At 56.9% G+C, this 22288-nt stretch carries 23 protein-coding genes; 11 read left to right on the top strand and 12 right to left on the bottom strand.

Annotation, left to right across the window (positions count from 1 at the left end; all coding sequences use genetic code 11):
- The first annotated feature begins 314 nt into the window (after window positions 1-314).
- The 3 genes from FQK12_RS15735 to FQK12_RS15725 all read left to right on the top strand — a co-directional run bounded on the left by FQK12_RS15735 (window position 315) and on the right by FQK12_RS15725 (window position 4506).
- Window positions 315-1715 carry an MFS transporter gene (locus FQK12_RS15735; protein ID WP_004129763.1) on the top strand — a complete coding sequence of 467 codons (1401 nt, stop codon included), beginning with the start codon at window positions 315-317 and terminating at the stop codon, window positions 1713-1715.
- 92 nt (window positions 1716-1807) lie between these two features.
- On the top strand, window positions 1808-2986 hold the full coding sequence (locus tag FQK12_RS15730) for a Gfo/Idh/MocA family protein (RefSeq protein ID WP_014228169.1): 1179 nt from the start codon (window positions 1808-1810) through the stop codon (window positions 2984-2986).
- Between the two features lie 155 nt (window positions 2987-3141).
- Window positions 3142-4506 (top strand): MFS transporter, encoded by a 1365-nt coding sequence (locus FQK12_RS15725; RefSeq protein WP_014228168.1) that lies wholly within the window; start codon window positions 3142-3144, stop codon window positions 4504-4506.
- A gap of 103 nt (window positions 4507-4609) precedes the next feature.
- Here FQK12_RS15725 and FQK12_RS15720 read toward each other — a convergent pair whose 3' ends face one another.
- A complete protein-coding gene (locus FQK12_RS15720) occupies window positions 4610-5101 on the bottom strand; it encodes a YajQ family cyclic di-GMP-binding protein (protein ID WP_004129715.1) in 492 nt (163 codons plus the stop codon).
- A gap of 142 nt (window positions 5102-5243) precedes the next feature.
- On the opposite strand from FQK12_RS15720, the gene panE reads away from it, so the two are divergent.
- Window positions 5244-6155, top strand: coding sequence for a 2-dehydropantoate 2-reductase (gene panE, locus FQK12_RS15715; protein WP_004848223.1), 912 nt, complete (start codon window positions 5244-5246; stop codon window positions 6153-6155).
- Window positions 6118-6708 carry a protein deglycase YajL gene (gene yajL / locus FQK12_RS15710; protein ID WP_014228167.1) on the top strand — a complete coding sequence of 197 codons (591 nt, stop codon included), beginning with the start codon at window positions 6118-6120 and terminating at the stop codon, window positions 6706-6708. The genes panE and yajL overlap by 38 nt, the downstream gene beginning before the upstream one ends.
- Window positions 6709-6765: 57 nt before the next feature.
- Here yajL and thiI read toward each other — a convergent pair whose 3' ends face one another.
- Window positions 6766-8214, bottom strand: coding sequence for a tRNA uracil 4-sulfurtransferase ThiI (gene thiI / locus FQK12_RS15705; RefSeq protein WP_014228166.1), 1449 nt, complete (start codon window positions 8212-8214; stop codon window positions 6766-6768).
- Between the two features lie 198 nt (window positions 8215-8412).
- On the opposite strand from thiI, the gene xseB reads away from it, so the two are divergent.
- The 4 genes from xseB to FQK12_RS15685 are packed head-to-tail and all read left to right on the top strand — an operon-like array spanning window position 8413 to window position 12471.
- Window positions 8413-8655 (top strand): exodeoxyribonuclease VII small subunit, encoded by a 243-nt coding sequence (xseB, locus tag FQK12_RS15700; protein ID WP_004099468.1) that lies wholly within the window; start codon window positions 8413-8415, stop codon window positions 8653-8655.
- Window positions 8656-9555, top strand: coding sequence for a (2E,6E)-farnesyl diphosphate synthase (ispA, locus tag FQK12_RS15695; RefSeq protein WP_004848218.1), 900 nt, complete (start codon window positions 8656-8658; stop codon window positions 9553-9555).
- Window positions 9556-9573: 18 nt separating this feature from the next.
- Window positions 9574-11436 (top strand): 1-deoxy-D-xylulose-5-phosphate synthase, encoded by a 1863-nt coding sequence (gene dxs / locus FQK12_RS15690; RefSeq protein WP_004129698.1) that lies wholly within the window; start codon window positions 9574-9576, stop codon window positions 11434-11436.
- Between the two features lie 60 nt (window positions 11437-11496).
- Window positions 11497-12471: an aldo/keto reductase gene (locus FQK12_RS15685; RefSeq protein WP_014228165.1), complete on the top strand. Its 975-nt coding sequence runs from the start codon at window positions 11497-11499 to the stop codon at window positions 12469-12471.
- Window positions 12472-12678: 207 nt separating this feature from the next.
- On the opposite strand, the gene pgpA is transcribed toward FQK12_RS15685, so the two are convergent.
- The 6 genes from pgpA to nrdR form a co-directional block, all read right to left on the bottom strand.
- Window positions 12679-13185: a phosphatidylglycerophosphatase A gene (gene pgpA / locus FQK12_RS15680; RefSeq protein WP_004133926.1), complete on the bottom strand. Its 507-nt coding sequence runs from the start codon at window positions 13183-13185 to the stop codon at window positions 12679-12681.
- Window positions 13175-14149, bottom strand: a complete 975-nt coding sequence (gene thiL, locus FQK12_RS15675) for a thiamine-phosphate kinase (protein ID WP_014228164.1) — start codon at window positions 14147-14149, stop codon at window positions 13175-13177. The genes pgpA and thiL overlap by 11 nt, the downstream gene beginning before the upstream one ends.
- Window positions 14150-14224: 75 nt before the next feature.
- Window positions 14225-14644 (bottom strand): transcription antitermination factor NusB, encoded by a 420-nt coding sequence (gene nusB, locus FQK12_RS15670; RefSeq protein WP_004099457.1) that lies wholly within the window; start codon window positions 14642-14644, stop codon window positions 14225-14227.
- A 19-nt stretch (window positions 14645-14663) separates the two neighbouring features.
- The gene (ribE, locus tag FQK12_RS15665) at window positions 14664-15134 is read right to left on the bottom strand and encodes a 6,7-dimethyl-8-ribityllumazine synthase (RefSeq protein WP_004129690.1); all 471 of its coding nucleotides are present in this window, start codon (window positions 15132-15134) and stop codon (window positions 14664-14666) included.
- 93 nt (window positions 15135-15227) lie between these two features.
- A complete protein-coding gene (ribD, locus tag FQK12_RS15660; protein ID WP_014228163.1) occupies window positions 15228-16331 on the bottom strand; it encodes a bifunctional diaminohydroxyphosphoribosylaminopyrimidine deaminase/5-amino-6-(5-phosphoribosylamino)uracil reductase RibD in 1104 nt (367 codons plus the stop codon).
- A gap of 4 nt (window positions 16332-16335) precedes the next feature.
- Complete coding sequence (gene nrdR, locus FQK12_RS15655) at window positions 16336-16785, bottom strand: transcriptional regulator NrdR (protein WP_014228162.1); 450 nt, start codon at window positions 16783-16785, stop codon at window positions 16336-16338.
- A 147-nt stretch (window positions 16786-16932) separates the two neighbouring features.
- On the opposite strand from nrdR, the gene FQK12_RS15650 reads away from it, so the two are divergent.
- Window positions 16933-17475: a DUF3251 domain-containing protein gene (locus tag FQK12_RS15650; RefSeq protein WP_004848204.1), complete on the top strand. Its 543-nt coding sequence runs from the start codon at window positions 16933-16935 to the stop codon at window positions 17473-17475.
- 296 nt (window positions 17476-17771) lie between these two features.
- A complete protein-coding gene (locus FQK12_RS15645) occupies window positions 17772-18656 on the top strand; it encodes a nucleoside-specific channel-forming protein Tsx (protein WP_004848202.1) in 885 nt (294 codons plus the stop codon).
- Window positions 18657-18699: 43 nt separating this feature from the next.
- Here the strand turns inward: FQK12_RS15645 and FQK12_RS15640 are convergent, their stop codons facing one another.
- From FQK12_RS15640 to secF, 4 genes are all read right to left on the bottom strand, one after another.
- The gene (locus FQK12_RS15640; protein ID WP_014228161.1) at window positions 18700-19389 is read right to left on the bottom strand and encodes a helix-turn-helix transcriptional regulator; all 690 of its coding nucleotides are present in this window, start codon (window positions 19387-19389) and stop codon (window positions 18700-18702) included.
- A 14-nt stretch (window positions 19390-19403) separates the two neighbouring features.
- Window positions 19404-19769, bottom strand: a complete 366-nt coding sequence (locus FQK12_RS15635; RefSeq protein WP_014228160.1) for a VOC family protein — start codon at window positions 19767-19769, stop codon at window positions 19404-19406.
- A gap of 64 nt (window positions 19770-19833) precedes the next feature.
- The gene (locus FQK12_RS15630) at window positions 19834-21225 is read right to left on the bottom strand and encodes a M24 family metallopeptidase (RefSeq protein ID WP_014228159.1); all 1392 of its coding nucleotides are present in this window, start codon (window positions 21223-21225) and stop codon (window positions 19834-19836) included.
- 116 nt (window positions 21226-21341) lie between these two features.
- Entirely contained in the window at window positions 21342-22286 is a 945-nt protein-coding gene (gene secF, locus FQK12_RS15625; RefSeq protein WP_194247374.1) for a protein translocase subunit SecF, read from the bottom strand.
- Window positions 22287-22288 lie beyond the last annotated feature (2 nt).

Genomic DNA, 22288 nt, shown 5'->3' with positions numbered 1-22288 from the left:
CATGCAGTATCGATTCACTTCACAAAATCACAGCGCAAAATCATTAAATCCATACAATAAACAAATCAAACATCGTCCAGAAAAACACTTAATAACCTTATCAATCAGAATGACTTGATAGCTGTAGCCAAAAAATTTACGGCTCAATTTTTACGGTTTTTCGATCCGCCTCGCATATACAGAAATTAAATTCCAAACAAGCATTGAAATGAAATAAATATTTCCTTATGTTCTGGCTGATATTCAGGATAAGGTCGTGCCGGTGGAACTGGCGCAGAGGTCCTGACTTGTCCTTCCAGACAAAGGAATTGACCATGAGTGAACAGCAGATTCTTCTCTCTCCCGCGGCAGCACGCGGCGATAAGCTAAGCTGGGCTACCCGAATCGCTTACGGCGGCGGCGATACCGCCTGTAACGTCGTTTTCGGCATGATCGGCACGGTTTTAACCCTGTTTTATACCGACTATGTCGGCATCAGCATCGCCACCGTTGGCCTGGTGATGCTGATCTCACGTCTGTTTGACGGCGTTTCCGATGTCATCATGGGCCTGATGGTGGAACGCACGAACTCTCGCTGGGGTAAATCACGACCCTGGCTGCTGTGGATGAGCGTACCCTACGCCGTATCGGCAATTTTACTGTTCACCGTCCCGCAGACCACCGGCACGCTGCAGTTTCTCTATCTGCTGGTCGCCTATAACTTCTGCACCACCGTGTGCTATACCGCCATCAACCTCCCCTACGGCAGCCTCTCTGCGATGATGACCCGCGCCTCATGGGAAAGGGATATGCTCAGCATCACCCGAATGTCGATGTCGCCTTTTGGTCGTATTCTCGCCGTTGCCTGCACATTGCCGCTGGTGAAGTACTTTGGCGACGATCAGGCGGCGTGGATCAAAACCATGTCTATTTGGGCTTTTCTGGCGCTGCTGTTGCTGCTGTTTTGCTTTTATAAATGCGAAGAGAAGGTGGTCATCAAAGCGCGAGAGAAACAGGGAAACGTACCGGTAAAAACCCAGCTTTCCGCGCTTTTTCGTAACCAGTACTTCTGGGCCAGCGCCATCCTGTGGACCGCGCAAAGCGTGTACTACACCGTGGTAGGGATCGCGCTGCCTTACTACTGCCGCTACGTGCTCGGTGACGATACCTTCTATAGCTCCATTTTCGTTGCCGAAACCGCCTGCATTATTATTTTCACCTTCCTGAGCTCCGTGCCCATCCGCAAATACGGTAAACGCAACGTTGCCCTCTGCGGCATCGTGCTGGCGACCATCGGCCAGGTGCTGTTTATGTTTAACTCTGATGATTACCACTGGGCGCTGGCAAACGCGATTATTCGCGGTATTGGCTTCGCCCCGCTGAACGCCGTGCTGTTCGGCTTCTGCGGCGATGCCGTCGAATTCGGCCAGTGGAAAACGCGCGTCAGACAGGAAGGGATGATCTTCTCCGCCGGTTCCGTTGGGACGAAACTCGGCGCAGGTATTGCCGCCGCGGTTATCTCGGGCCTGCTGAGCATGGCGGGTTACGTCAGCTCCAGCAGCGGATCCGGCGTTCAGCCGCAAAGCGCTATCGACATGATTAACCACGTTTATCTCTACGGCTCTTTCTTCCTGTGGATCGTGGTCATTATCACCCTGCTGTTTTATCGCCTGGATAAGCAATACCCGCAGATCATGCATGACCTGAAAGAACGCGAAGCCCGTGGCGAGATGTAAAACCTTAGAACCAGGCCCGCGCTCGGCGAGCGCGGGTACACAGAAGAACATCTGAAATCCGTAGGATCTCTATCATTGAGGAGTGCACCATCATGTTAAACGGCATGAAACCCTTATCCCGCTCCCTGCGCTGGGGCATGGTCGGCGGCGGCGGCACCAGCCAGATTGGCTACAGCCACCGCTGTGCGGCGCTTCGCGACAACGTCTTTACTCTGCTCGCCGGCGCGCTTGATATCGATGCCGAGCGCGGTCGTCAATTCGGCGAGCAGCTCGGCATCGCTCCTGAACGCTGCTACGCCGATTACCAAACGCTGTTCGCGGAGGAGGCCAAACGCCCTGACGGCATTGAAGCCGTATCGGTCACTACGCCGAACAATACTCACTTCGCTATCACTAAAGCGGCGCTTGAAGCCGGGCTGCACGTGATTTGCGAAAAACCGCTGTGCTTTACCGCCGACGAAGCGCGCGAGCTGCTGGCGCTAAGCAAAAAGCAGAATAAAATTATCGGCGTCACGTACGGTTATGCCGGACACCAGATGATCCAGCAGGCGCGGCAGATGATAGCGGAAGGGAAGCTCGGCGAGATCCGCATTATTAATATGCAGTTCGCCCACGGTTTTCATAATGAAGCCGTTGAGCTGCAGGCTGAATCCACCCGCTGGCGGGTAACGCCCAAATATGCCGGCCCTAGCTATGTGCTGGGGGATCTGGCAACCCACCCGCTATTTATTGCCGAGACGATGGTGCCGAACCTGAACATCACCCGCCTGATGTGCGCGCGTCAAAGCTTCGTCAAATCTCGCGCGCCGCTGGAAGATAACGCCTTTGTGCTGATGGAATATAACAACGGCGCCGTTGGCTCACTGTGGACCAGCGCGGTCAACAGCGGCGCGATGCACTCGCAAAAAGTCCGCGTTATTGGCGAAAAAGCCAGCATCGAATGGTGGGATGAGCGTCCAAATCAGCTCAGCTACGAGGTACAGGGCGAACCGGCCCGCGTCCTCGAGCGCGGGATGCCCTATCTCAGCCAGCAGGCGCTGGCGGACGACCGCATTGGCGGCGGTCACCCTGAAGGGCTGTTCGAGGCGTGGGCCAACCTCTATCGCCGCTACGCTATCGCCATCGACGCGATGGATCGCGGGGACCAGGCGTTCCTGGAGACCTTCTGGTATCCGGACGTCGAAGCCGGTCTTCACGGCGTTTACTGGGTTGAGCAGTGCGTCAAATCCGCCGACGCAGGCGGCCAGTGGGTTGACTTTAACTGCCAATAACCGCTGAACACCAGTGGAGGCCCCTCCACTGGTTTTTTCTTTCTACCGTACTCACCTCATCATGCAACACAGTCGTAATATCTGTTAAACAAACATTTATTTACGCTTCTGTTTCCCCCCACTACACTATGCGCAGTTTTTATATTGAGGTGGTAATGAACGATAATAAAATGACGCCAGGCGAACTGCGTGCGACCTGGGGTTTGGGGACCGTATTCTCTTTGCGCATGCTTGGCATGTTTATGGTCCTGCCGGTTCTGACCACTTACGGCATGGCGTTACAGGGCGCAAGCGAAGCCCTTATCGGACTGGCAATTGGAATTTACGGGCTGGCCCAGGCGCTATTCCAGATACCTTTCGGGCTGCTTTCTGACCGCATTGGCCGTAAGCCGCTGATCGTCGGCGGCCTGTTAATCTTCGTTGTCGGCAGCGTTATCGCCGCGCTTTCTGACTCTATCTGGGGCATTATTCTTGGCCGCGCGCTGCAGGGCTCCGGGGCGATTGCCGCTGCGGTCATGGCGCTGCTTTCCGATTTAACCCGCGAGCAAAACCGCACTAAAGCCATGGCGTTTATCGGCGTCAGCTTTGGCGTCACCTTTGCTATCGCTATGGTTCTCGGGCCTGTCGTTACCCACCAACTCGGCCTGCACGCCCTGTTCTGGATGATTGCTCTCCTGGCGACGCTCGGCATCCTGCTGACGCTATGGGTTGTGCCGAACAGCCAGAATCACGTGCTGAACCGCGAGTCCGGTATGGTGAAAGGCTGCTTCAGCAAAGTTCTTGCCGAGCCAAAACTCCTGAAGCTCAATTTCGGCATTATGTGCCTGCATATCATGCTGATGTCCACGTTTGTCGCTCTGCCGGGCCAGCTTGAGGCCGCCGGTTTCCCCGCCGCCGAGCACTGGAAAATCTATCTGGTCACCATGCTGGTCTCATTTGTCGCGGTGGTGCCGTTTATTATCTACGCCGAAGTGAAGCGCAAAATGAAGCGCGTCTTCCTGCTGTGCGTCGCCATCCTGCTGATTGCTGAAATCGTACTCTGGGGTGCCGGAGGCTATTTCTGGGAGCTGGTCGCCGGCGTTCAGCTATTTTTCCTCGCGTTTAACCTGCTGGAAGCGCTGCTGCCGTCGTTGATCAGCAAAGAATCACCGGCCGGATATAAAGGCACCGCGATGGGCATTTACTCCACCAGCCAGTTCCTTGGCGTGGCCATCGGCGGAGCGCTCGGCGGCTGGGTGGATGGCTTTTTTGATTCGCAAACCGTCTTCCTGCTCGGCGCCCTGCTGGCGATGCTGTGGCTGCTGGTGGCCAGCACCATGAGCGAGCCGCCCTACGTTAGCAGCCTGCGGGTCGAAATCCCGGAGGATATCGCCGCGGACAAAATGCTCGAAGCGCGCTTACGGGCTAAAGAGGGCGTCAAAGAGGTGCTGGTGATTAGCGAAGAGCGTTCGGTGTATATCAAAATCGACAGCAAGATCACTAACCGCTTTGAAATTGAGCAGGCAATCAAAGGGATATAAAAGCGAGCACCTTTGTTCAGGCAGGCAAAAACGGTTCTGAGCGGTGCTTTGTGTCCTGCCGGGCGGCGGCTAACGCCGAGCCCGGCCGACAGACGGGACTCTTTTAATCGCGGAAGTTTTTGAACTGGAACGGCTGACCTAAATCACCGCCGCGCACCAGCGCCATAACCGCCTGCAGGTCGTCGCGAGATTTACCGGTAACGCGAATCTCTTCGCCCTGGATCTGTGCCTGTACTTTCAGCTTGCTGTCTTTAATCAGCTTGACGATTTTTTTCTGCGTCGCGCTCTCAATGCCCTGCTTCAGCTTCGCATCGACAAACCAGGTTTTACCGCTGTGCACGAACTCGTCCGGCACTTCGATAGAACTGCCCTCAATTCCGCGTTTCAGCAGCTTGGCGCGCAGAATATCCAACAGCTGGTTAATCTGGAAATCAGACTCGCTGAGGACCTTGATGGTCTCGTTTTTTTCGTTCAGCTCAAAGCTCGCTTCGACGTTACGGAAATCAAAACGCGATTCAACTTCGCGGGTCGCGTTCTCTACGGCGTTTCGAACTTCCTGAAGATCGACTTCAGAGACAATATCGAAAGATGGCATCTTTTCCTCTCCTTCAGTTTCTTTTGCGTTGCATAATACCCGCAACGCGACATAACTCAACTTGTTATCCCGAAAGGATAACTGATAACGCTATACTTTAGCCATGAGCACCTGATGCAGCACTCACAGGTGAGGAGGAATAATGAAAGTAACCGTACTCGGATGCGGTGCACTGGGACAGTTATGGCTAACTGCGCTGTACAAACACGGACATGAAGTCCAGGGCTGGTTACGCGTCCCACAGCCATTCTGTAGCGTCAATGTGATTGAAACCGACGGCAGCGTGTTTAATGAATCGTTTACCGCTAACGATCCTGATTTTCTCGCCAGCAGCGACCTGCTGCTGGTCACCCTCAAAGCCTGGCAGGTCTCTAACGCGGTAAAAAACCTGAGCGCCATCCTGCCGTCGTCAGTACCTGTTCTGCTCATGCACAACGGTATGGGTACCGTTGACGAGCTTAAAAGCCTCAAACAGCCGCTGCTTCTGGCTTCGACAACGCAGGCGGCCCGCCGCGACGGCAACGTGATCGTCCACGTCGCCAACGGCACCAGCCATATTGGCCCGGCGAAAGCCTATCCTGAGGATTATAGCTATCTCGCCGATGTACTGCAGAGCGTGCTGCCCGACGTCGCCTGGCATAACAATATCTACCCCGCGACCTGGAGCAAGCTGGCGGTAAACTGTGTGATTAACCCGCTGACGGCGTTAAAAAACTGTCAGAACGGCGATTTACGCGAATACCCGCAGGAGGTCGCCGCGATTTGTTATGAAGTTGCGGCGGTGATGGATCGCGAGGGGATGCATACCTCGCCGGAAAACCTGTTATTCTATGTACATCAGGTTATTGAAAGTACGGCAGAAAATACCTCCTCCATGCTGCAGGATATTCTCGCCCAGCGCCATACGGAAATCGACTATATCACCGGTTATCTGTTAAAACGCGCCCGAGCCCACGGTATCGCCGTACCTGAGAATACCCGCCTGTTTGAACTGGTAAAGCGTAAGGAGAATGAATATGAGCGCGTCGGCACTGATTTGCCTCGCCCCTGGTAGCGAAGAGACCGAAGCGGTCACCACCATGGATTTACTCGTTCGCGGAGGCGTAAAGGTCACGACCGCCAGCGTTGCCAGCGATGGCAGCCTGACCATTGTCTGCTCGCGCGGCGTTAAGCTGCTGGCCGATGCGCCGCTGGTCGAAGTGGCCGATGGCGATTTCGATATCCTTGTTCTGCCCGGCGGCATTAAGGGTGCAGAGTGCTTTCGCGACAGCCCGCTGCTGGTTGAAACAGTACGTCAATTCCATCTTTCCGGGCGTATCGTTGCGGCGATTTGCGCCGCGGCGCCGACCGTGCTGGTGCCGCACAACCTTTTCCCCATCGGCAATATGACCGGCTTTCCGGCGCTGAAAGAACGCATTCCCGCCGAGCAGTGGCAGGATAAGCGCGTCGTCTGGGACGCTCGCGTTAAGCTGCTCACCAGCCAGGGGCCGGGAACCTCAATTGATTTCGCCTTGAAGATGATCGACCTGCTGGTTGGACGCGAAAAAGCGCACGAAGTCGCTTCACAGCTGGTGATGGCGGCAGGAATTTATAACTACTACGAATAAATGCAAAACGGCAACCCAGGGTTGCCGTTTTCATGATTGCGCCTTGCTCCTGAAGAACTAGGGGCGATATACCTTCACGTTTTCAAAGCCCTGCTCGCGCAGATACAGCGCCTGCAGGCGGCTCATCACCCCACGCTCGCACCACAGCAGCCAAGTTTTACTCTGGTCGAGATCGCCAAATTTGGTGCTCAGCTTATAGAACGGCAGAGAAACCACGTCCACGCCTTCCACCTTCAGCGGCTTATCGTCCTGCTCGTCGATAGAGCGGATATCGAGGATCGCGTCGTCAGGGCCAAAACCGCTGACGGTTTCCACTTCCACTACGTCCTGCTCGGTCTGCTGAGCGATATCGCGGATATCAATGTTGCTCGCTTCCGCCACCACTTTCTCAAGGATGCTGAAATCGAAGTGCTCTTCTTCCGCCTCGATCTTCGCCTTCACCGCTTTCACGGTGGGGCTCTTCGAGATAACGCCGCAGTATTCCGGCATGGTGCGGGCAAAATCTTCGGTGCCGATTTCACGCGCGAGGTCAATAATGTGCTCTTTATCGTGCGAAATCAGCGGACGCAGAATCAGCGTATCCGAGACGTTGTCGATCAGGCGCAGGTTGGTCAGCGTCTGGCTGGAAACCTGGCCTAACGCCTCGCCGGTGACCAGCGCCTGGACGCCGTAGCGCTCGGCGACTTTTGACGCCGCGCGCACCATCATCCGCTTGAGCACCACGCCCATCTGACCGTCGTCGACTTTCTCCAGGATCTCACCCACCACCGGCTCGAAGTTAATCGCCACGAAGCGCACGCGGTGTGAGCTGCCGAAGCGGTTCCACAGATAGTGCGCGACCTGACGCACGCCGATTTCATGGGCCGCGCCGCCGAGGTTAAAGAAGCAGTAATGCACGCGGCAGCCGCGGCGCATCAGCATATAGCTGGAAACGCCGGAGTCGAAACCGCCGGAAATGAGCGACAGCACGTCTTCCTGGGTGCCGATCGGGAAACCGCCGATACCTTCGTAGCGCCCTTTAACCAGCAGCAGGCGATCGTTTTCGATCTCGAGGTTAACCGTCACATCGGGGTCGGTCAGCTTCACTCGCGCCGTTTCAATATGCTGGTTCAAACCGCCGCCGACGTAGCGCTCCACTTCGATTGAGGTAAACTCATGCTTACCGCGACGCTTAACGCGCACGCAGAACGTTTTACCTTCCAGCGCGTCACGCCACAGCGGCAGCGTCTGCTCGAAAATATCGTGCAGAGAGGTATAAGGAACGTCTTCGACTTCCAGAATATGGTGGATACCGGGGATACGGGTCAGGGCATCGCGAATAGCCGGACGCTGGTTTTCATCCTTCGCCCGGACCTCGATATGATCCCAGTGACGAACGACGGCAAGCGTCTCATCATAGTTTTTGAGAACGTTACGAATGTTCCCGGTTAAAATTTTAATGAAGCGCAATCGCACAGATTGGCTTTTGATGGTGATTTCCGGGAACAATTTAATGATAAACTTCATGGCGACACTATTCGTTGGCAAGCCCGACGGGGCTTTAAGCATAAAAAGTTGTACAGGCGCGACTGGCGTCTGCATCCAGGGCGCGGAGTATACCACTATTGGACGCTTTTCACCTGGCATTGCGCGTTATTTGATTAACCGCGCGACTTCGTTACCATATTGATAGCCATCGAGACATTACAAGAGTCTATATTCACTATGCCAAAGAAAAATGAGGCCCCGGCCAGCTTTGAAACCGCCCTGGGCGAGCTGGAGCAAATTGTTAATCGTCTGGAAAGCGGCTCGCTGCCGTTAGAAGAAGCGCTCGGCGAATTCGAGCGCGGGATCCAGCTGGCGCGCCAGGGGCAGGCAAAGCTGCAGCAGGCCGAACAGCGCGTACAAATTCTGCTGGCGGATAGCGAAGACGCGCCGCTTACCCCTTTTACGCCGGACGCTGAATAAATGGACTTCCCGCAACAGCTACAGGCGTGCGTCGAGCAGGCTAACGAAGCGCTGCGCCGTTTTATCGCTCCGCAGCCCTTTCAGAACACTCCGCTGGTCGAAGCCATGCAGTATGGCGCACTATTAGGCGGCAAACGCCTGCGCCCGTTCCTGGTTTACGCGACCGGCGATATGTTTGGCGTTAGCCGCGCTACGCTGGATGCCCCTGCCGCCGCCGTCGAATGCATCCATGCCTATTCGCTGATGCACGATGATCTCCCGGCGATGGACGATGACGATTTACGCCGCGGCCAGCCGACCTGCCATATAAAATTCGGCGAAGCGAACGCAATTCTTGCCGGAGACGCCCTACAAACGCTGGCGTTTTCTATACTGAGTGATGCGCCGATGCCGGAAGTGCCGGATCGCGATCGCCTGGCGATGATTTCTGAGCTGGCCCAGGCCAGCGGCATCGCGGGTATGTGCGGCGGTCAGGCGCTGGATCTGGAAGCGGAAGGCCATCAGGTTGATCTGACGTCGCTGGAGCGAATTCACCGCCATAAGACCGGCGCGTTGATTCGCGCCGCGGTACGAATGGGCGCGCTGAGCGCAGGTGAAGCCGGACGCAGGGCGCTACCCGCTCTCGATCGCTACGCCGAGAACATCGGTCTCGCCTTCCAGGTCCAGGATGACATTCTCGACGTGGTAGGGGATACTGCCACACTTGGCAAACGTCAGGGAGCCGACCAGCAGCTGGGCAAAAGTACCTACCCCGCCCTTTTGGGACTCGAGCAAGCCCGGAAAAAGGCCTTTGACCTGATTACCGACGCCCGCCGGTCGTTAACTGAGCTGGCCGCGCAATCTCTGGATACCACGGCACTGGAAGCGCTCGCGAATTACATAATTCAGCGTGATAAATAAACAATAAATGAGTCTCTGATGAGTTTTGATATTGCCAAATACCCGACCCTGGCGCTGGTGGATTCCACCCAGGAGTTGCGTTTGTTGCCGAAAGATAGCCTGCCGAAACTGTGCGACGAACTGCGGCGTTATCTGCTGGACAGCGTCAGCCGCTCCAGCGGACACTTTGCCTCCGGGCTCGGTACGGTAGAACTAACCGTGGCGCTGCACTACGTCTACAACACGCCTTTCGATCGCCTAATCTGGGACGTCGGCCACCAGGCTTACCCGCATAAAATTCTGACCGGACGCCGCGATCGGATCGGCACCATCCGCCAGAAAGGCGGGCTGCACCCCTTCCCGTGGCGCGGAGAAAGCGAGTATGACGTCCTGAGCGTCGGCCACTCGTCGACCTCCATCTCTGCCGGAATCGGCATAGCTATCGCCGCAGCCAAAGAGGATAAGCAGCGCCGCGCGGTTTGCGTAATCGGCGACGGGGCGATAACCGCCGGGATGGCGTTTGAAGCGATGAACCACGCTGGCGATATCAAACCCGATCTGCTGGTGGTGCTCAACGACAACGAAATGTCGATCTCCGAGAACGTCGGCGCGCTAAACAATCATCTGGCGCAGCTGCTCTCCGGCAAACTCTACTCCACGCTGCGCGAAGGCGGCAAAAAGGTCTTCTCTGGCGTGCCGCCGATTAAAGAGCTGCTCAAACGCACCGAGGAACATATCAAAGGGATGGTGGTTCCGGGGACCCTGTTTGAAGAGCTGGGCTTTAACTACATTGGGCCGGTGGACGGTCATGATGTTATCGGTCTGGTAAATACGCTGAAGAATATGCGCGACCTGAAAGGGCCGCAGTTCCTGCATATTATGACCAAAAAAGGCCGCGGCTATGAGCCCGCCGAAAAAGACCCGATCACCTTCCACGCGGTGCCAAAATTCGATCACACCAGCGGCGTGCTGCCGAAAAGCAGCGGCGGCCTGCCCTCTTACTCGAAAATCTTTGGCGACTGGCTGTGCGAAACCGCCGCGAAAGATGACAAGCTGATGGCCGTCACGCCAGCGATGCGCGAAGGTTCCGGGATGGTCGAGTTCTCGAAAAAATACCCCGACCAGTATTTCGACGTGGCCATTGCCGAGCAGCACGCGGTGACCTTTGCCGCCGGCCTGGCGATCGGCGGCTATAAGCCGGTGGTGGCGATCTACTCCACCTTCCTGCAGCGCGCCTACGATCAGGTGATTCACGATGTCGCCATCCAGAAGCTGCCGGTGCTGTTCGCTATCGACCGTGCGGGTATCGTCGGCGCCGATGGACAAACCCATCAGGGCGCGTTTGATATCTCCTTCCTGCGCTGCATTCCTGACATGGTCATCATGACCCCCAGCGATGAGAACGAGTGCCGCCAGATGCTGTATACCGGTTATCACTACAACGACGGCCCGAGCGCGGTGCGCTATCCGCGCGGCTCCGGTACCGGCGCCGCGTTTGAACCGCTGGCCTCGCTGCCTATCGGGAAAGGCGTGGTGAAACGCGAAGGTGAAAAAATCGCGATTCTGAACTTCGGCACGCTGCTGCCGCAGGCGGCAAAAGTCGCGGAAAAGCTTAACGCCACCCTGGTGGATATGCGCTTTGCCAAACCGCTGGATGAAGCGCTGGTGCTACAGCTGGCCGCAGAACACGAAGTGCTGGTCACCCTGGAAGAGAACGCCATTATGGGCGGTGCGGGCAGCGGCGTGAATGAGCTGCTGATGTCCCGCCGCCGCGCGGTTCCTGTGCTCAATCTCGGCCTGCCTGATTTCTTTATCCCGCAGGGAACCCAGGAAGAAGCGCACGCCGACCTCGGCCTGGACGCCGCCGGAATAGAAGCCAAAATCCACGCCTGGCTGGCATAATTGCCGCCACCGCTCCTGCTATGCTTAAAGGATACCCTTTACCCGTAGCAGGAGCGCACTATGCACTATATCCCTCTTGGCGATACCGATCTCCGCGTTTCCCGACTCTGCCTCGGCTGTATGACCTTTGGCGAACCGGATCGCGGTAACCATGCATGGACCTTACCGGAAGAGAGCAGCCGCCCGCTGATAAAATACGCCCTCGAGGGCGGCATTAACTTCTTCGACACCTCGAATAACTACTCTGACGGCAGCAGCGAAGAGATCCTCGGGCGCGCGCTGCGTGAGTATGCTCGTCGCGATTCCGTGATCGTCGCCACTAAGGTTTACCATCAGGTGGGCGATCTGCCGCAGGGACTGTCGCGCGCGCAGATCCTGCGATCCATTGACGACAGCCTGCGCCGCCTCGGCATGGAGTATGTCGATCTGCTGCAAATCCATCGCTGGGATTACACCACGCCCATTGAAGAAACTCTCGAAGCGCTCAACGACGTCGTCAAGGCGGGTAAAGCCCGCTATATCGGCGCATCGTCAATGCATGCCCGTCAGTTTGCCCAGGCGTTAGCGCTACAGCGGCAGAATAACTGGGCCCGCTTCGTCACCATGCAGGATCACTACAATCTGATTTATCGTGAAGAAGAAAACGAAATGCTGCCGCTGTGCAGCCGTGAAGGCGTCGCGGTGATGCCGTGGAGTCCGCTGGCGCGCGGTCGCCTGACCCGTCCGTGGGGGGAAACCACCGCCCGTCTGGTATCCGATGAAGTCGGTAAGGCGCTCTACAATGCCACTGATGAGAATGATGAACTGATCGCGACAAACCTGGCCGAAGTCGCGGAAGAGCTTGACGCCAACCGCGCGCAGGTGGCGCTGGCCTGGCTATTGAGCAAGCCGGGCGTGGCCGCGCCGATTATCGGCGCCTCAAGGCAGGAGCAGCTGGATGAGCTGCTGCATGCGGTCGATTTAACGCTGACGCCGGATCAGATTGAAAAGCTGGAGACGCCGTATAAACCGCACCCGATTGTGGGGTTCAAGTAACGCGCGGTTCCCTGCCGATTCCCGGCTCGCGCTGCGCTTAGCCGGGCTACAGGTTCTGCTTCCGGGGGCGACGCAAAGCGTCTGCCCGGGCGACTGACTCACCAACGCCTGCGGGCCGGTAGCCCGGACAGGTGCGCAGCACCGCCTCCGGGAAAAGCCTGCCTGATCCATTTCCCAGGGGCGCGAGGCCAGCCGCCCGGACAGTGTTTAGAAAAGACCAATCGGCCAGTGGTGGCCAATCACGTACAGCACCCCGGCGGAAATCACCCCGGCGACAATATCGTCCACCATGATCCCCATTCCGCCGTGGATATTACGGTCGAACCAGCGAATGGGCCACGGCTTCCACATATCAAAGAGGCGGAAAATCACAAATCCGGCGGCGACCCACTGCCAGTCCATCGTCGGTAGAGCCATCAGGGTGATCCACATCCCGACAAACTCATCCCAGACAATGCTGCCATGATCGTGGGTACCCATATCTTTCGCCGTACGGTGGCAAATATAGACGCCAATGCAGATGCTCATCATCACCGCCAGCGAATAGAGCTGCCAGGGGAGTAAGGTCAGCAAATACCAGAAGGGGATCGACGCCAGCGATCCCATAGTGCCGGGAACCACGGGGCTAAGGCCGCTGCCAAATCCCGTTGCCAGCAGATGCCAGGGGTTGCTCATCTTCAGGCGGCTTTTCGCCACATCTCTACTACGCGCCAAAATGATCGTATCCCTTAAAATCGAACGTGACGGGCTTACCTTCGCGCGTGAACTGGAGACCTTCCGATTCCGGCAGGATCTGCCCAATGCAGGTAAAACGCGCGCCGAGGTTGGCAAGGGCCACGTCCAGCGCCCCGCGATTGAGTTCAGGTACGGTAAAGCACAGCTCGTAATCTTCACCGCCGGAGAGCGCCCAGCGCAGCGCCTGCTCAGGCTCAACCTGGCGCAGCATGGCATCCGAGAACGGCATCGCATCAAGATCGACGCGCGCGCCGCAGCCGCTGGCCTTGAGAATATGCCCCAGGTCAGAAATCAGGCCGTCGGAGAGATCGATGGCGGCGTTCGCCAAATCGCGCAGCGCCTGCCCCTGCAGAACCCGCGGCAGCGGACGCAGATGGCGCGCCAGGAGATAATCCGCGTCGGCGTCATCTTCAACCTGCAGCCGATCCTGCAAAATCGCCAGACCCGCGGCGCTGTCTCCCGGCGTGCCGGTGACGTAAATCCAGTCGCCATGCTTTGCCCCGGAGCGCTTCAAAGCGCGTCCCGTCGGCACATAGCCGTGAATACCCAGCGTCATCGACAGCGGTCCGCGCGTGGTATCGCCGCCAATGAGCTGCATATCGTAATAATTAAGCTGCACGAACAGGCTGTCGCTAAAGGCCTCAAGCCAGGCTTCGTCCGCTTCCGGCAGGGTCAGGGCCAGGGTTAGCCACGCCGGTTCAGCGCCCATTGCCGCCAGGTCGCTCAGGTTGACCGCCAGCGCTTTATAGGCGAGGTCGGCAGGGTCAATATCGGGTAAAAAATGGTTTCCCGCCACCAGGGTGTCGGTGCTGATTGCCAGCGTTTTTTTCTCGGGGATGTTCAGGAGCGCGCAGTCGTCGCCAATGCCGGTTTCAACATCAAGACGTGCGCTTTTTACGCGATCAAAATAACGGGCAATCAGGGAAAATTCGCCGCATGCCATACGTTATGCCTCAGAAAAAGAAAAGAATAAGGCCGGTTTGCAGAAGTGAGACTCTGCAAAAACCGGCCCTGGAATTTACTTTTTGTTGGGACGAATTACCGGGGCAGCTTTGTCCAGCACGCCGTTGACAAACTTATGGCTATCTTCAGCGCCAAAGGTTTTCGCCAGTTCGATGGCTTCGTTAATCGCAACTTTGTACGGTACATCGCTACGCTTTGACAGCTCAAACAGTGCGATACGCAGCACCGCTTTTTCCACCTGACCCAGCTCGTCCAGCAGACGAGAAAGATACGGCTTCATCAGGCCGTCGAGATACGCGCTGTTAGTCGCCACTCCGGACAGCAGTTCGCGGAAATACAGAACGTCTACATCTTTCACATCCTGTTCCGCCAGGAACTGGTATTCGACATCAGCGATGTCGTTTTTGGACAACTGCCAGGAGTAAAGCGCCTGGACAGCACACTCACGGGCGCGGCGACGAGCAGCAGGTTTCACGGAATTCCCCTTACAAAAATCAGGCCTTGATGGCTTTCAATACGTTAATCATTTCCAGCGCGGTCAACGCGGCTTCAGCGCCTTTGTTACCGGCTTTGGTGCCAGCGCGTTCGATGGCTTGTTCAATACTTTCTGTGGTCAGAACACCGAAGGCTACCGGGATTCCGCTGTCCTGAGCGACGTGCGCCAGGCCATTGCTTGCACCGCCAGCCACATATTCAAAGTGCGCGGTGCCGCCACGGATAACGGTACCCAGCGCGATCACTGCGTCATACTTACCGGTTTTCGCCAGTGCATCAGCCGCCAGCGGCAGCTCATACGCGCCTGGAACCCAAACCACGGTAATGTTTTCATCTTTGACCTGGCCAATACGCTTCAGGGCGTCAATCGCGCCATCCAGCAGGCTGTCGTTGATAAAGTTGTTGAAACGCGCGATGGTGATGGCGACGCGAGCGTCCGGGGTAGCAACGTTAGCTTCAATAATGTTCATACTCTTCCTTCGGGTTCAGTTCATTTGGCCCCGCAAGGGGGGCGGATTCTATCATAATAATCGGCGCACTGCTTTCCCTTTTGTCCGGGGAAATCAAGCGTTCACTAAATGCAGGCAAATATCCGGGCCTACATGACGTATCTCATTGAATTTGAAATGGGGTGCTTGCTCAAGTTTCTCAAGCCCCGGCAGTACACATAATCCGCGCGCATCGCTGCCTAACAGTTTAGGCGCAATATAGACGATAAGCTCGTCCACCAGCCCGGCCTCCAGCAGCGCGCCGGCAAGGGTGGGGCCTGCTTCCACCCAGATCGAGTTAATTTGCTGTTTGCCCAGCAGCATCATCAGGACCACCAGATCCAGGCGACCGTTATGCTCCGGCACCAGCAGCGTGCGTACGTTCTCCGGCCACTGGCGTTCATCTGCACGGGTACGGGCAAACAGCGTTTCACCCGCCTGCTCCACGATACGATGCTGCGGCGTGACGCGATTCTGACTATCGATAACGATGCGCAAAGGCTGACGCAGGTTTTCCTGCGGGTACAGCGCCTGAGTGTCGGCGTTGAGCTCGTCCCAGCGTACGGTTAGCGCCGGGTCATCCGCCAGCACCGTCGCGCTGCTGGTCAGGATGGCGTGGCTTTGCGCGCGCAGGCGCTGCACATCGCGCCGCGCCTGCGGTGAGGTGATCCACTGGCTCTCTCCGCTGGCCATCGCCGTGCGCCCATCCAGCGATGCGCCCATTTTTAACTGAATCCAGGGAAAACCGGTGCGCATCCGCTTAAGAAAACCTTTATTCAGCGCCTCGGCTTCGTTCATCATCAGCCCGTGACTGACGTCGACCCCTTCCTTCTGCAAACGGTACAAACCGCGACCCGCGACCTGCGGGTTCGGGTCCTGCATCGCCGCAACCACGCGGGTCACCCCTGCGGCAATCAGCGCCTCGCAGCACGGCGGCGTGCGCCCGTGATGGCTACAAGGCTCCAGCGTGACGTACGCCGTCGCACCTTTCGCTTTTTCGCCCGCCATGCGCAGCGCGTGCACTTCCGCGTGCGGTTCACCGGCGCGATAGTGAAAACCTTCGCCGACGATCTGGCCATCTTTAACGATCACGCAGCCGACATTCGGGTTTGGGTGCGTGGTGAAGCGTCCGCGCGCGGCCAGCTTCAGCGCTCGCGCCATGTATATTTCATCCTGCATGGGCTCAGTCCTGTAAGCGGGCGATCTCTTCGCCAAACTCTTTGATATCTTCGAAGCTGCGATAGACGGAAGCAAAGCGGATGTAGGCGACTTTATCGAGCTTCTTCAGCTGCTCCATCACCAGGTTGCCGATCATTTTGCTCGGCACTTCCCGCTCGCCGGTCCCGCGCAGGTGGGTTTTTATATGGTTAACCGCCATTTCGACATCGTCTGAGCTGACCGGGCGCTTCTCCAGCGCTTTCAGCATACCGCTGCGCAGTTTGTCCTCATTAAAAGGCTCGCGCACGTCGTTGCTTTTTACGACTCGCGGCATCACCAGTTCCGCCACTTCAAACGTCGTAAAACGTTCATTACAGACCAGACACTGACGACGACGACGCACGGAAGAGCCCTCGCCCACCAGACGAGAGTCGATAACTTTGGTATCTACGGCGAAACAGAAAGGGCAATGCATGGCGCGTCCTGACATGTAGTTAAACTAACGGGTAGTTTACCGCGAAGTGACCCGACAACAAAGAAAGAGCTTTTGAGACAAAGGATCTATAGTGCGATTATCCGATCGGTCTACCATTAAGCATCCTCTGTTAACGGAATCCCAACTATGACAAGACGTTATTTAAAGCTGGCCATCGTGGGTAGCATTTTCACCCTCAGCGCCTGCGCGCAGCAAAGCGAAATCCGCCAGATGAACCAGAGCGTGAGCACGCTGAGCAAAGAGATGACCCAGCTCAACCAGCAAACGGTCAAAATTACCCAGCAAAACGTGCTGAATGCGAAATCGAGCAGCGGCGTATACCTGCTGCCGGAGGCGAAAACGCCGGCCCGTCTCAAAAGTCAGATTGGTACGCTGCGCATGTCGCTGCTCAATATCGCGCCGGATGGCGACGGTACCCGCCTGACCCTGCGTATCCAGGGTGAATCAAACGATCCGCTGCCGGCCTTTAGCGCGACGGTCGCCTCCGGGCAGATCAGCGGCACCACCGATAGCTATCAGGAAGTTAACGTACAAAATCAGCTGATTAGCGCGCCGGCAAGCGTTCTGGCGCCGAGCGACGTCGATATTCCGCTACGCCTGAATGGCGTAACGCCCGAGCAGGTTGGCTTTGTCCGCATCCACGATATCCAGCCCGCAAACACGCCGTAACGCCCTCAGCCGGATGCCCTGAACATCCGGCTCCCCTCCCCTCATGCTAATCCACTTACAGATTTTCCATTCAGTTCACTAAAAATTGCCAGAATTTATGAATTTCGGTGGCATTCCCGCAAGAAATGCATAAAATCGTGAACGCAATCGATTACGCATATGTTCGTTATGTGAAACAACACATATTTTTGTGAGCAATGATTCCTATAATAGACGCCACAGAAATACGAAATATTTAGAAACGCTTCGGCGCTTCTTTTAACGCCTTCAGGCTTAATTTAAACAGTGGCATCATTATGAAAAAAACATTACTGGCAGCCGGCGCAGCTCTGGCGCTCTCCGCATCTTTCTCTGCCAGCGCGGCAGAAAACGACAAACCGCAATACCTGTCTGATTGGTGGCACCAGAGTGTAAACGTGGTGGGTAGCTACCACACTCGTTTTGGGCCGCAGATCCGTAACGATACTTATCTGGAATATGAAGCGTTCGCCAAGAAAGACTGGTTTGATTTCTATGGCTATATGGATGCGCCGGTATTCTTCGGTGGTAACACCAACGCGAAGGGTATCTGGAACCACGGTTCTCCGCTGTTTATGGAAATTGAGCCGCGCTTCTCCATCGACAAACTGACCGGTACCGACCTCAGCTTCGGCCCGTTCAAAGAGTGGTATTTCGCTAACAACTATATCTACGACATGGGCCGCAACAAGTCCGGTCGTCAGAGCACCTGGTATATGGGTCTGGGTACCGATATCGATACCGGCCTGCCGATGAGCCTCTCGCTCAACGTCTATGCGAAATATCAGTGGCAAAACTATGGCGCATCAAACGAGAACGAGTGGGACGGCTACCGCTTCAAAGTGAAATACTTCGTGCCGCTGACCGACCTGTGGGGCGGTTCACTGAGCTATATCGGCTTCACCAACTTTGACTGGGGCTCCGATCTGGGCGATGACAACGCTTATGATTTGAACGGTAAGCATTCACGCACCAGCAACTCCATCGCGTCCAGCCATATCCTGGCGCTGAACTACGATCACTGGCACTACTCCGTCGTGGCGCGTTACTTCCACAACGGCGGCCAGTGGGCGGATGACGCGAAGCTGAACTTCGGCGACGGCGACTTTAACGTCCGCTCTACCGGCTGGGGTGGTTACTTCGTGGTCGGCTACAACTTCTAATCGGCTCGATGATCCCCGGCAACTACGCCGGGGATCATAAAAGCTAACGCTCTTCGCATCTCACCTTACGCAAGAAATCACTCAATGAGCGATCGGCTCGTTCGCTGAAATGACGCCCGGTGGCGGAAATCTCCAGACAGCGGTCGAGGCGAAAACAGCGATAATCTTCCCGCAGTTCGCACCAGGTCACCAGCAGCCAGCGCTCGCCCCAGAAAAAAAGCCCCAGCGGCAGTACGTCACGCTGCGACACGTTTCCCGCTTCATCGCGATAGCGCAGCCCCAGCGCCTGCTGGGCGGAGACTGCCCGATGCACTATATCAAACTGATCTTTACTATAGCCCTGTGCACCAAAGTCCGGTGCGAACACGCGCGACTGCTCCGCCTTACGCCGGCTCTCGGCAGGCAAAATGGCCAGCACTTTTTCCTGCGCCGACTCCAGCGCCTGGGACAGCGAGGCGCCGCCCCAGGTTTGCAGCAGCCGTATAGCGGCCATCAGCGCTTCCGATTCCTGAGTTGTCAGCATCAGCGGCGGTAGGTCATAGCCCGCCAGCAGCCGGTAGCCGCTCCCTGCTTCCCCCTCAACCGGGACGCCGGAGAGCGAGAGGTCGCGAATGTCGCGGTAGATGGTGCGCTCTGACACGCCGAGCCGCTCGGCCAGCAGCCCGGCGGTGGTTAATCTCCTCCCGCGCAGGATCTGGACGATTTGAAAAAGGCGGTCGGCGCGTCGGCTCATTTCTGTTGTCTCATTTACGCGGGTTGGTGAAGGCCAATCCGATTACCCTCGCTATCAATAAAAAGGGCAATCGTGCCGATATCGTCCGCCAGCTCAAGGGGGCCAAACACGCAGCTTCCGCCCGCCGAGTTGACGCGATCGAGCGTGGCCGCCAGATTGTCAGTATGCAGATAGATAATACATCCCTGATCGGAGGGCTTAACGCCATCGAACTTTGCCAGCGCGCCGCCGGGAGCCGGATCCTCATGCGGGAAAACGGCCATCTCGATGCAATCCATTTTTTCCCGACGCAGCGTCACCTGCATCACCGGCTCGTAAAACGCCACGGCACGATCCATCTCCGCAACCGGGATCTCAAACCAGTTAATTACGTTGTTCATACATCCTCCTGTCCATTGTTTGGGTTCAGGAGGAGTGTAAGACAGGCCTACTGACAGCATTGTGTCAGTATGGTGCGCACACCAGCGCGCGCTCGGGACTCAGCAGCCACGGACGCAGGTATCCCACGGTACTGGAAAATGGCAGCACCTCTTCAGGAAGCACAATGCCAAGCTGCTCGCCGATATACAAGCGCCGGGCGACGATACGCTGCCAGAGTTCGGGATAGCGCTGCGCCAGCTCCCGACGCAACGCGCTATCGGCAAGCGCCACGGTATCTTCAATGCTTGCGCCGCCGTAGCCCGGGCGGGAAGGAATGATGTCGATTTGCAGTATCATCCCGCTTTGCAGGCAGGCGGTTGAATGGGGGCCAATGGGCGAACAGAGCCACTCCTCATCCGCGACCAGATGCCCCGGATTCAGGTGCCAGTGATATTCCGCCTTCGGCAACGCCTGCTCTATCAGCGTATACATATCGCCGCCGCGCATGCCGATGCGCAGATTTTCCAGCCAGTTCACCACCGCGTTGAAATAGGGCTTCGCCACGACCTCGAGATAATCAGCCACCTCGGGCGCCAGTTCGCTCTCATCGGCCACCACGTAGGCGGCGCGGCTGCTCAGGCCGCCTTTGAAGCCGGTGGTCAGCGAGAATTTATCTCCGCGCTGAATCACCTTATCGCCCGGATAGAGATTCGCCCAGGCGAAGCGCTCGCCGGTAGCGGCAATCATCACCACGCTATTAGGCTGCCCTTCCGCCGCCAGCAGCGCGCCGATTTGCTTTTCCGTTTTACCCGGCGCAACGGCGTTAAGCGCGGTGAGAATCGCGGTGGAAGCCAGATTTGCGCCGTACTCATAGTGCGCCAGCTCGTTGGCATTATTGGTGACTCGCGCTCCGCTTGCCGGGTCGATAAAAATGCCGGTGGCGTTAGTTAATCTTGCCTGCGGGCCGGCGGCCTGGCGAATAGCATCCACGATAAAAGCAGGCAGATCGAACATCTGCGCGCGGTCATCCGCCGCGCCGGTAAAGAGCTTCCAGCCCGCCAGGCCAATTCGTTTTTCCGCCGCAACGCCCGCCTCCTGAAGCCGCTGAGCCAGCGTTTTACCGGTTTCCATCGGCTGATTGGGCAGCGAAAACCACGGGGCGTGAATCACACGGTTTTCCAGCCGGGCATGGCCTGCCAGCTTGAGATTCTCGTTACCCAGCACCAGCACCGCCTCGCCGTCCCGATGCAGCACCAGCAGCGCCTCTTCGAAACGGGGAATAAAGCCGGTGAGATACTCAAAGTTGCCGCCGTGCTCTTTGTCGGCATAGACAATAAGCGTGTCTACGCCGGACTGACGCATATTTGCCAGCACCCTGGACTTGCGCAGCCGCAGCGTGTCGTCGTTAAGCGTAACGGAAGGCACATCGTGCCAGAGCGGGGGTTGAGGAACGGTGGAAAGCGTTACGACAGCCATCGGCATTTCTCCATGTCATTGCGTGCTGATACGGGAGAGTAACCAAAATCCGGGCGGCTGTAATAAAAAAATCCCGGCCTTGCGACCGGGATTCGTTTTATCGCTACGCGATTGCCTTACGGCAGAATTGACGGCTGATCCGCCCCTTCTTTCTCGACTTTCTGCTGCAGCATGTGCTCGCGCTTCATGCCCAGCTTCAGCGCCAGCGCGGACGCGACGTAGATAGAAGAAGCCGTACCGATGGAGACACCGATCAGCATGGTCAGCGAGAAGCCTTCCAGAATCGGACCGCCGAAGAGGTACAGCATCAGGATAACCATCAAGGTCGTTCCGGAGGTGATCAAGGTACGGTGCAGCGTTTGCGTCAACGACACGTTAAAGATTTCGTACGGCGTACCGCGGCGAATCTTGCGGAAGTTTTCACGAATACGGTCGGATACCACGATACTGTCGTTCAGCGAGTAGCCGATAACCGACATCAACGAGGCCACAATGGTCAGGTCGATCTCGATATGCAGTAGCGACAGCACGCCCATGGTGATCACCACGTCGTGCGCCAGCGCGATAACCACCCCTGCCGCCAGACGCCACTCAAAGCGGAAGCCGACGTAGATCAGGATACACACCAGCGCGGCTATCAGCGCCAGCGCGCCGGTCTGCGCAAGGTCCGCGCCAACGCTCGGCCCCACAAACTCAATACGTTTGACCGTCGCGTTCTGGCTGGTCGAGTCGTTAATCACGCTAACGACCTTGCTGCCCAGCTCCTGGCTGCCGTTGGCGTCATGCACCGGCGGCATACGCACCATGATGTCGCGGCTGCTGCCGAAGTTTTGCAGCTGCGGCTCTTCAAAGCCCGCCTTCTGCAGCGACTGACGCACCTGGTCCATATCGACAGGTTTTTCGAGGGTGATCTCAATCACCGTACCGCCGGTGAAATCCAGACCCCAGTTAAACCCGCGCACGCCAATAATAGCGATGGACAAAATCAGCAGAAAACCTGAAATGCCGAAAGCCCAGTAGTCCCAGCGCATAAAGTCCCAGACTTTACGGCCGTGGTTCAATT

The organism is Klebsiella sp. ME-303 (assembly GCF_007910085.1).
GTDB classification, from domain to species: Bacteria; Pseudomonadota; Gammaproteobacteria; order Enterobacterales; family Enterobacteriaceae; genus Klebsiella; species Klebsiella michiganensis.
Note: the sequence above shows the minus strand (reverse complement) of the source record. Positions and strands in the feature narration are given on the sequence as shown.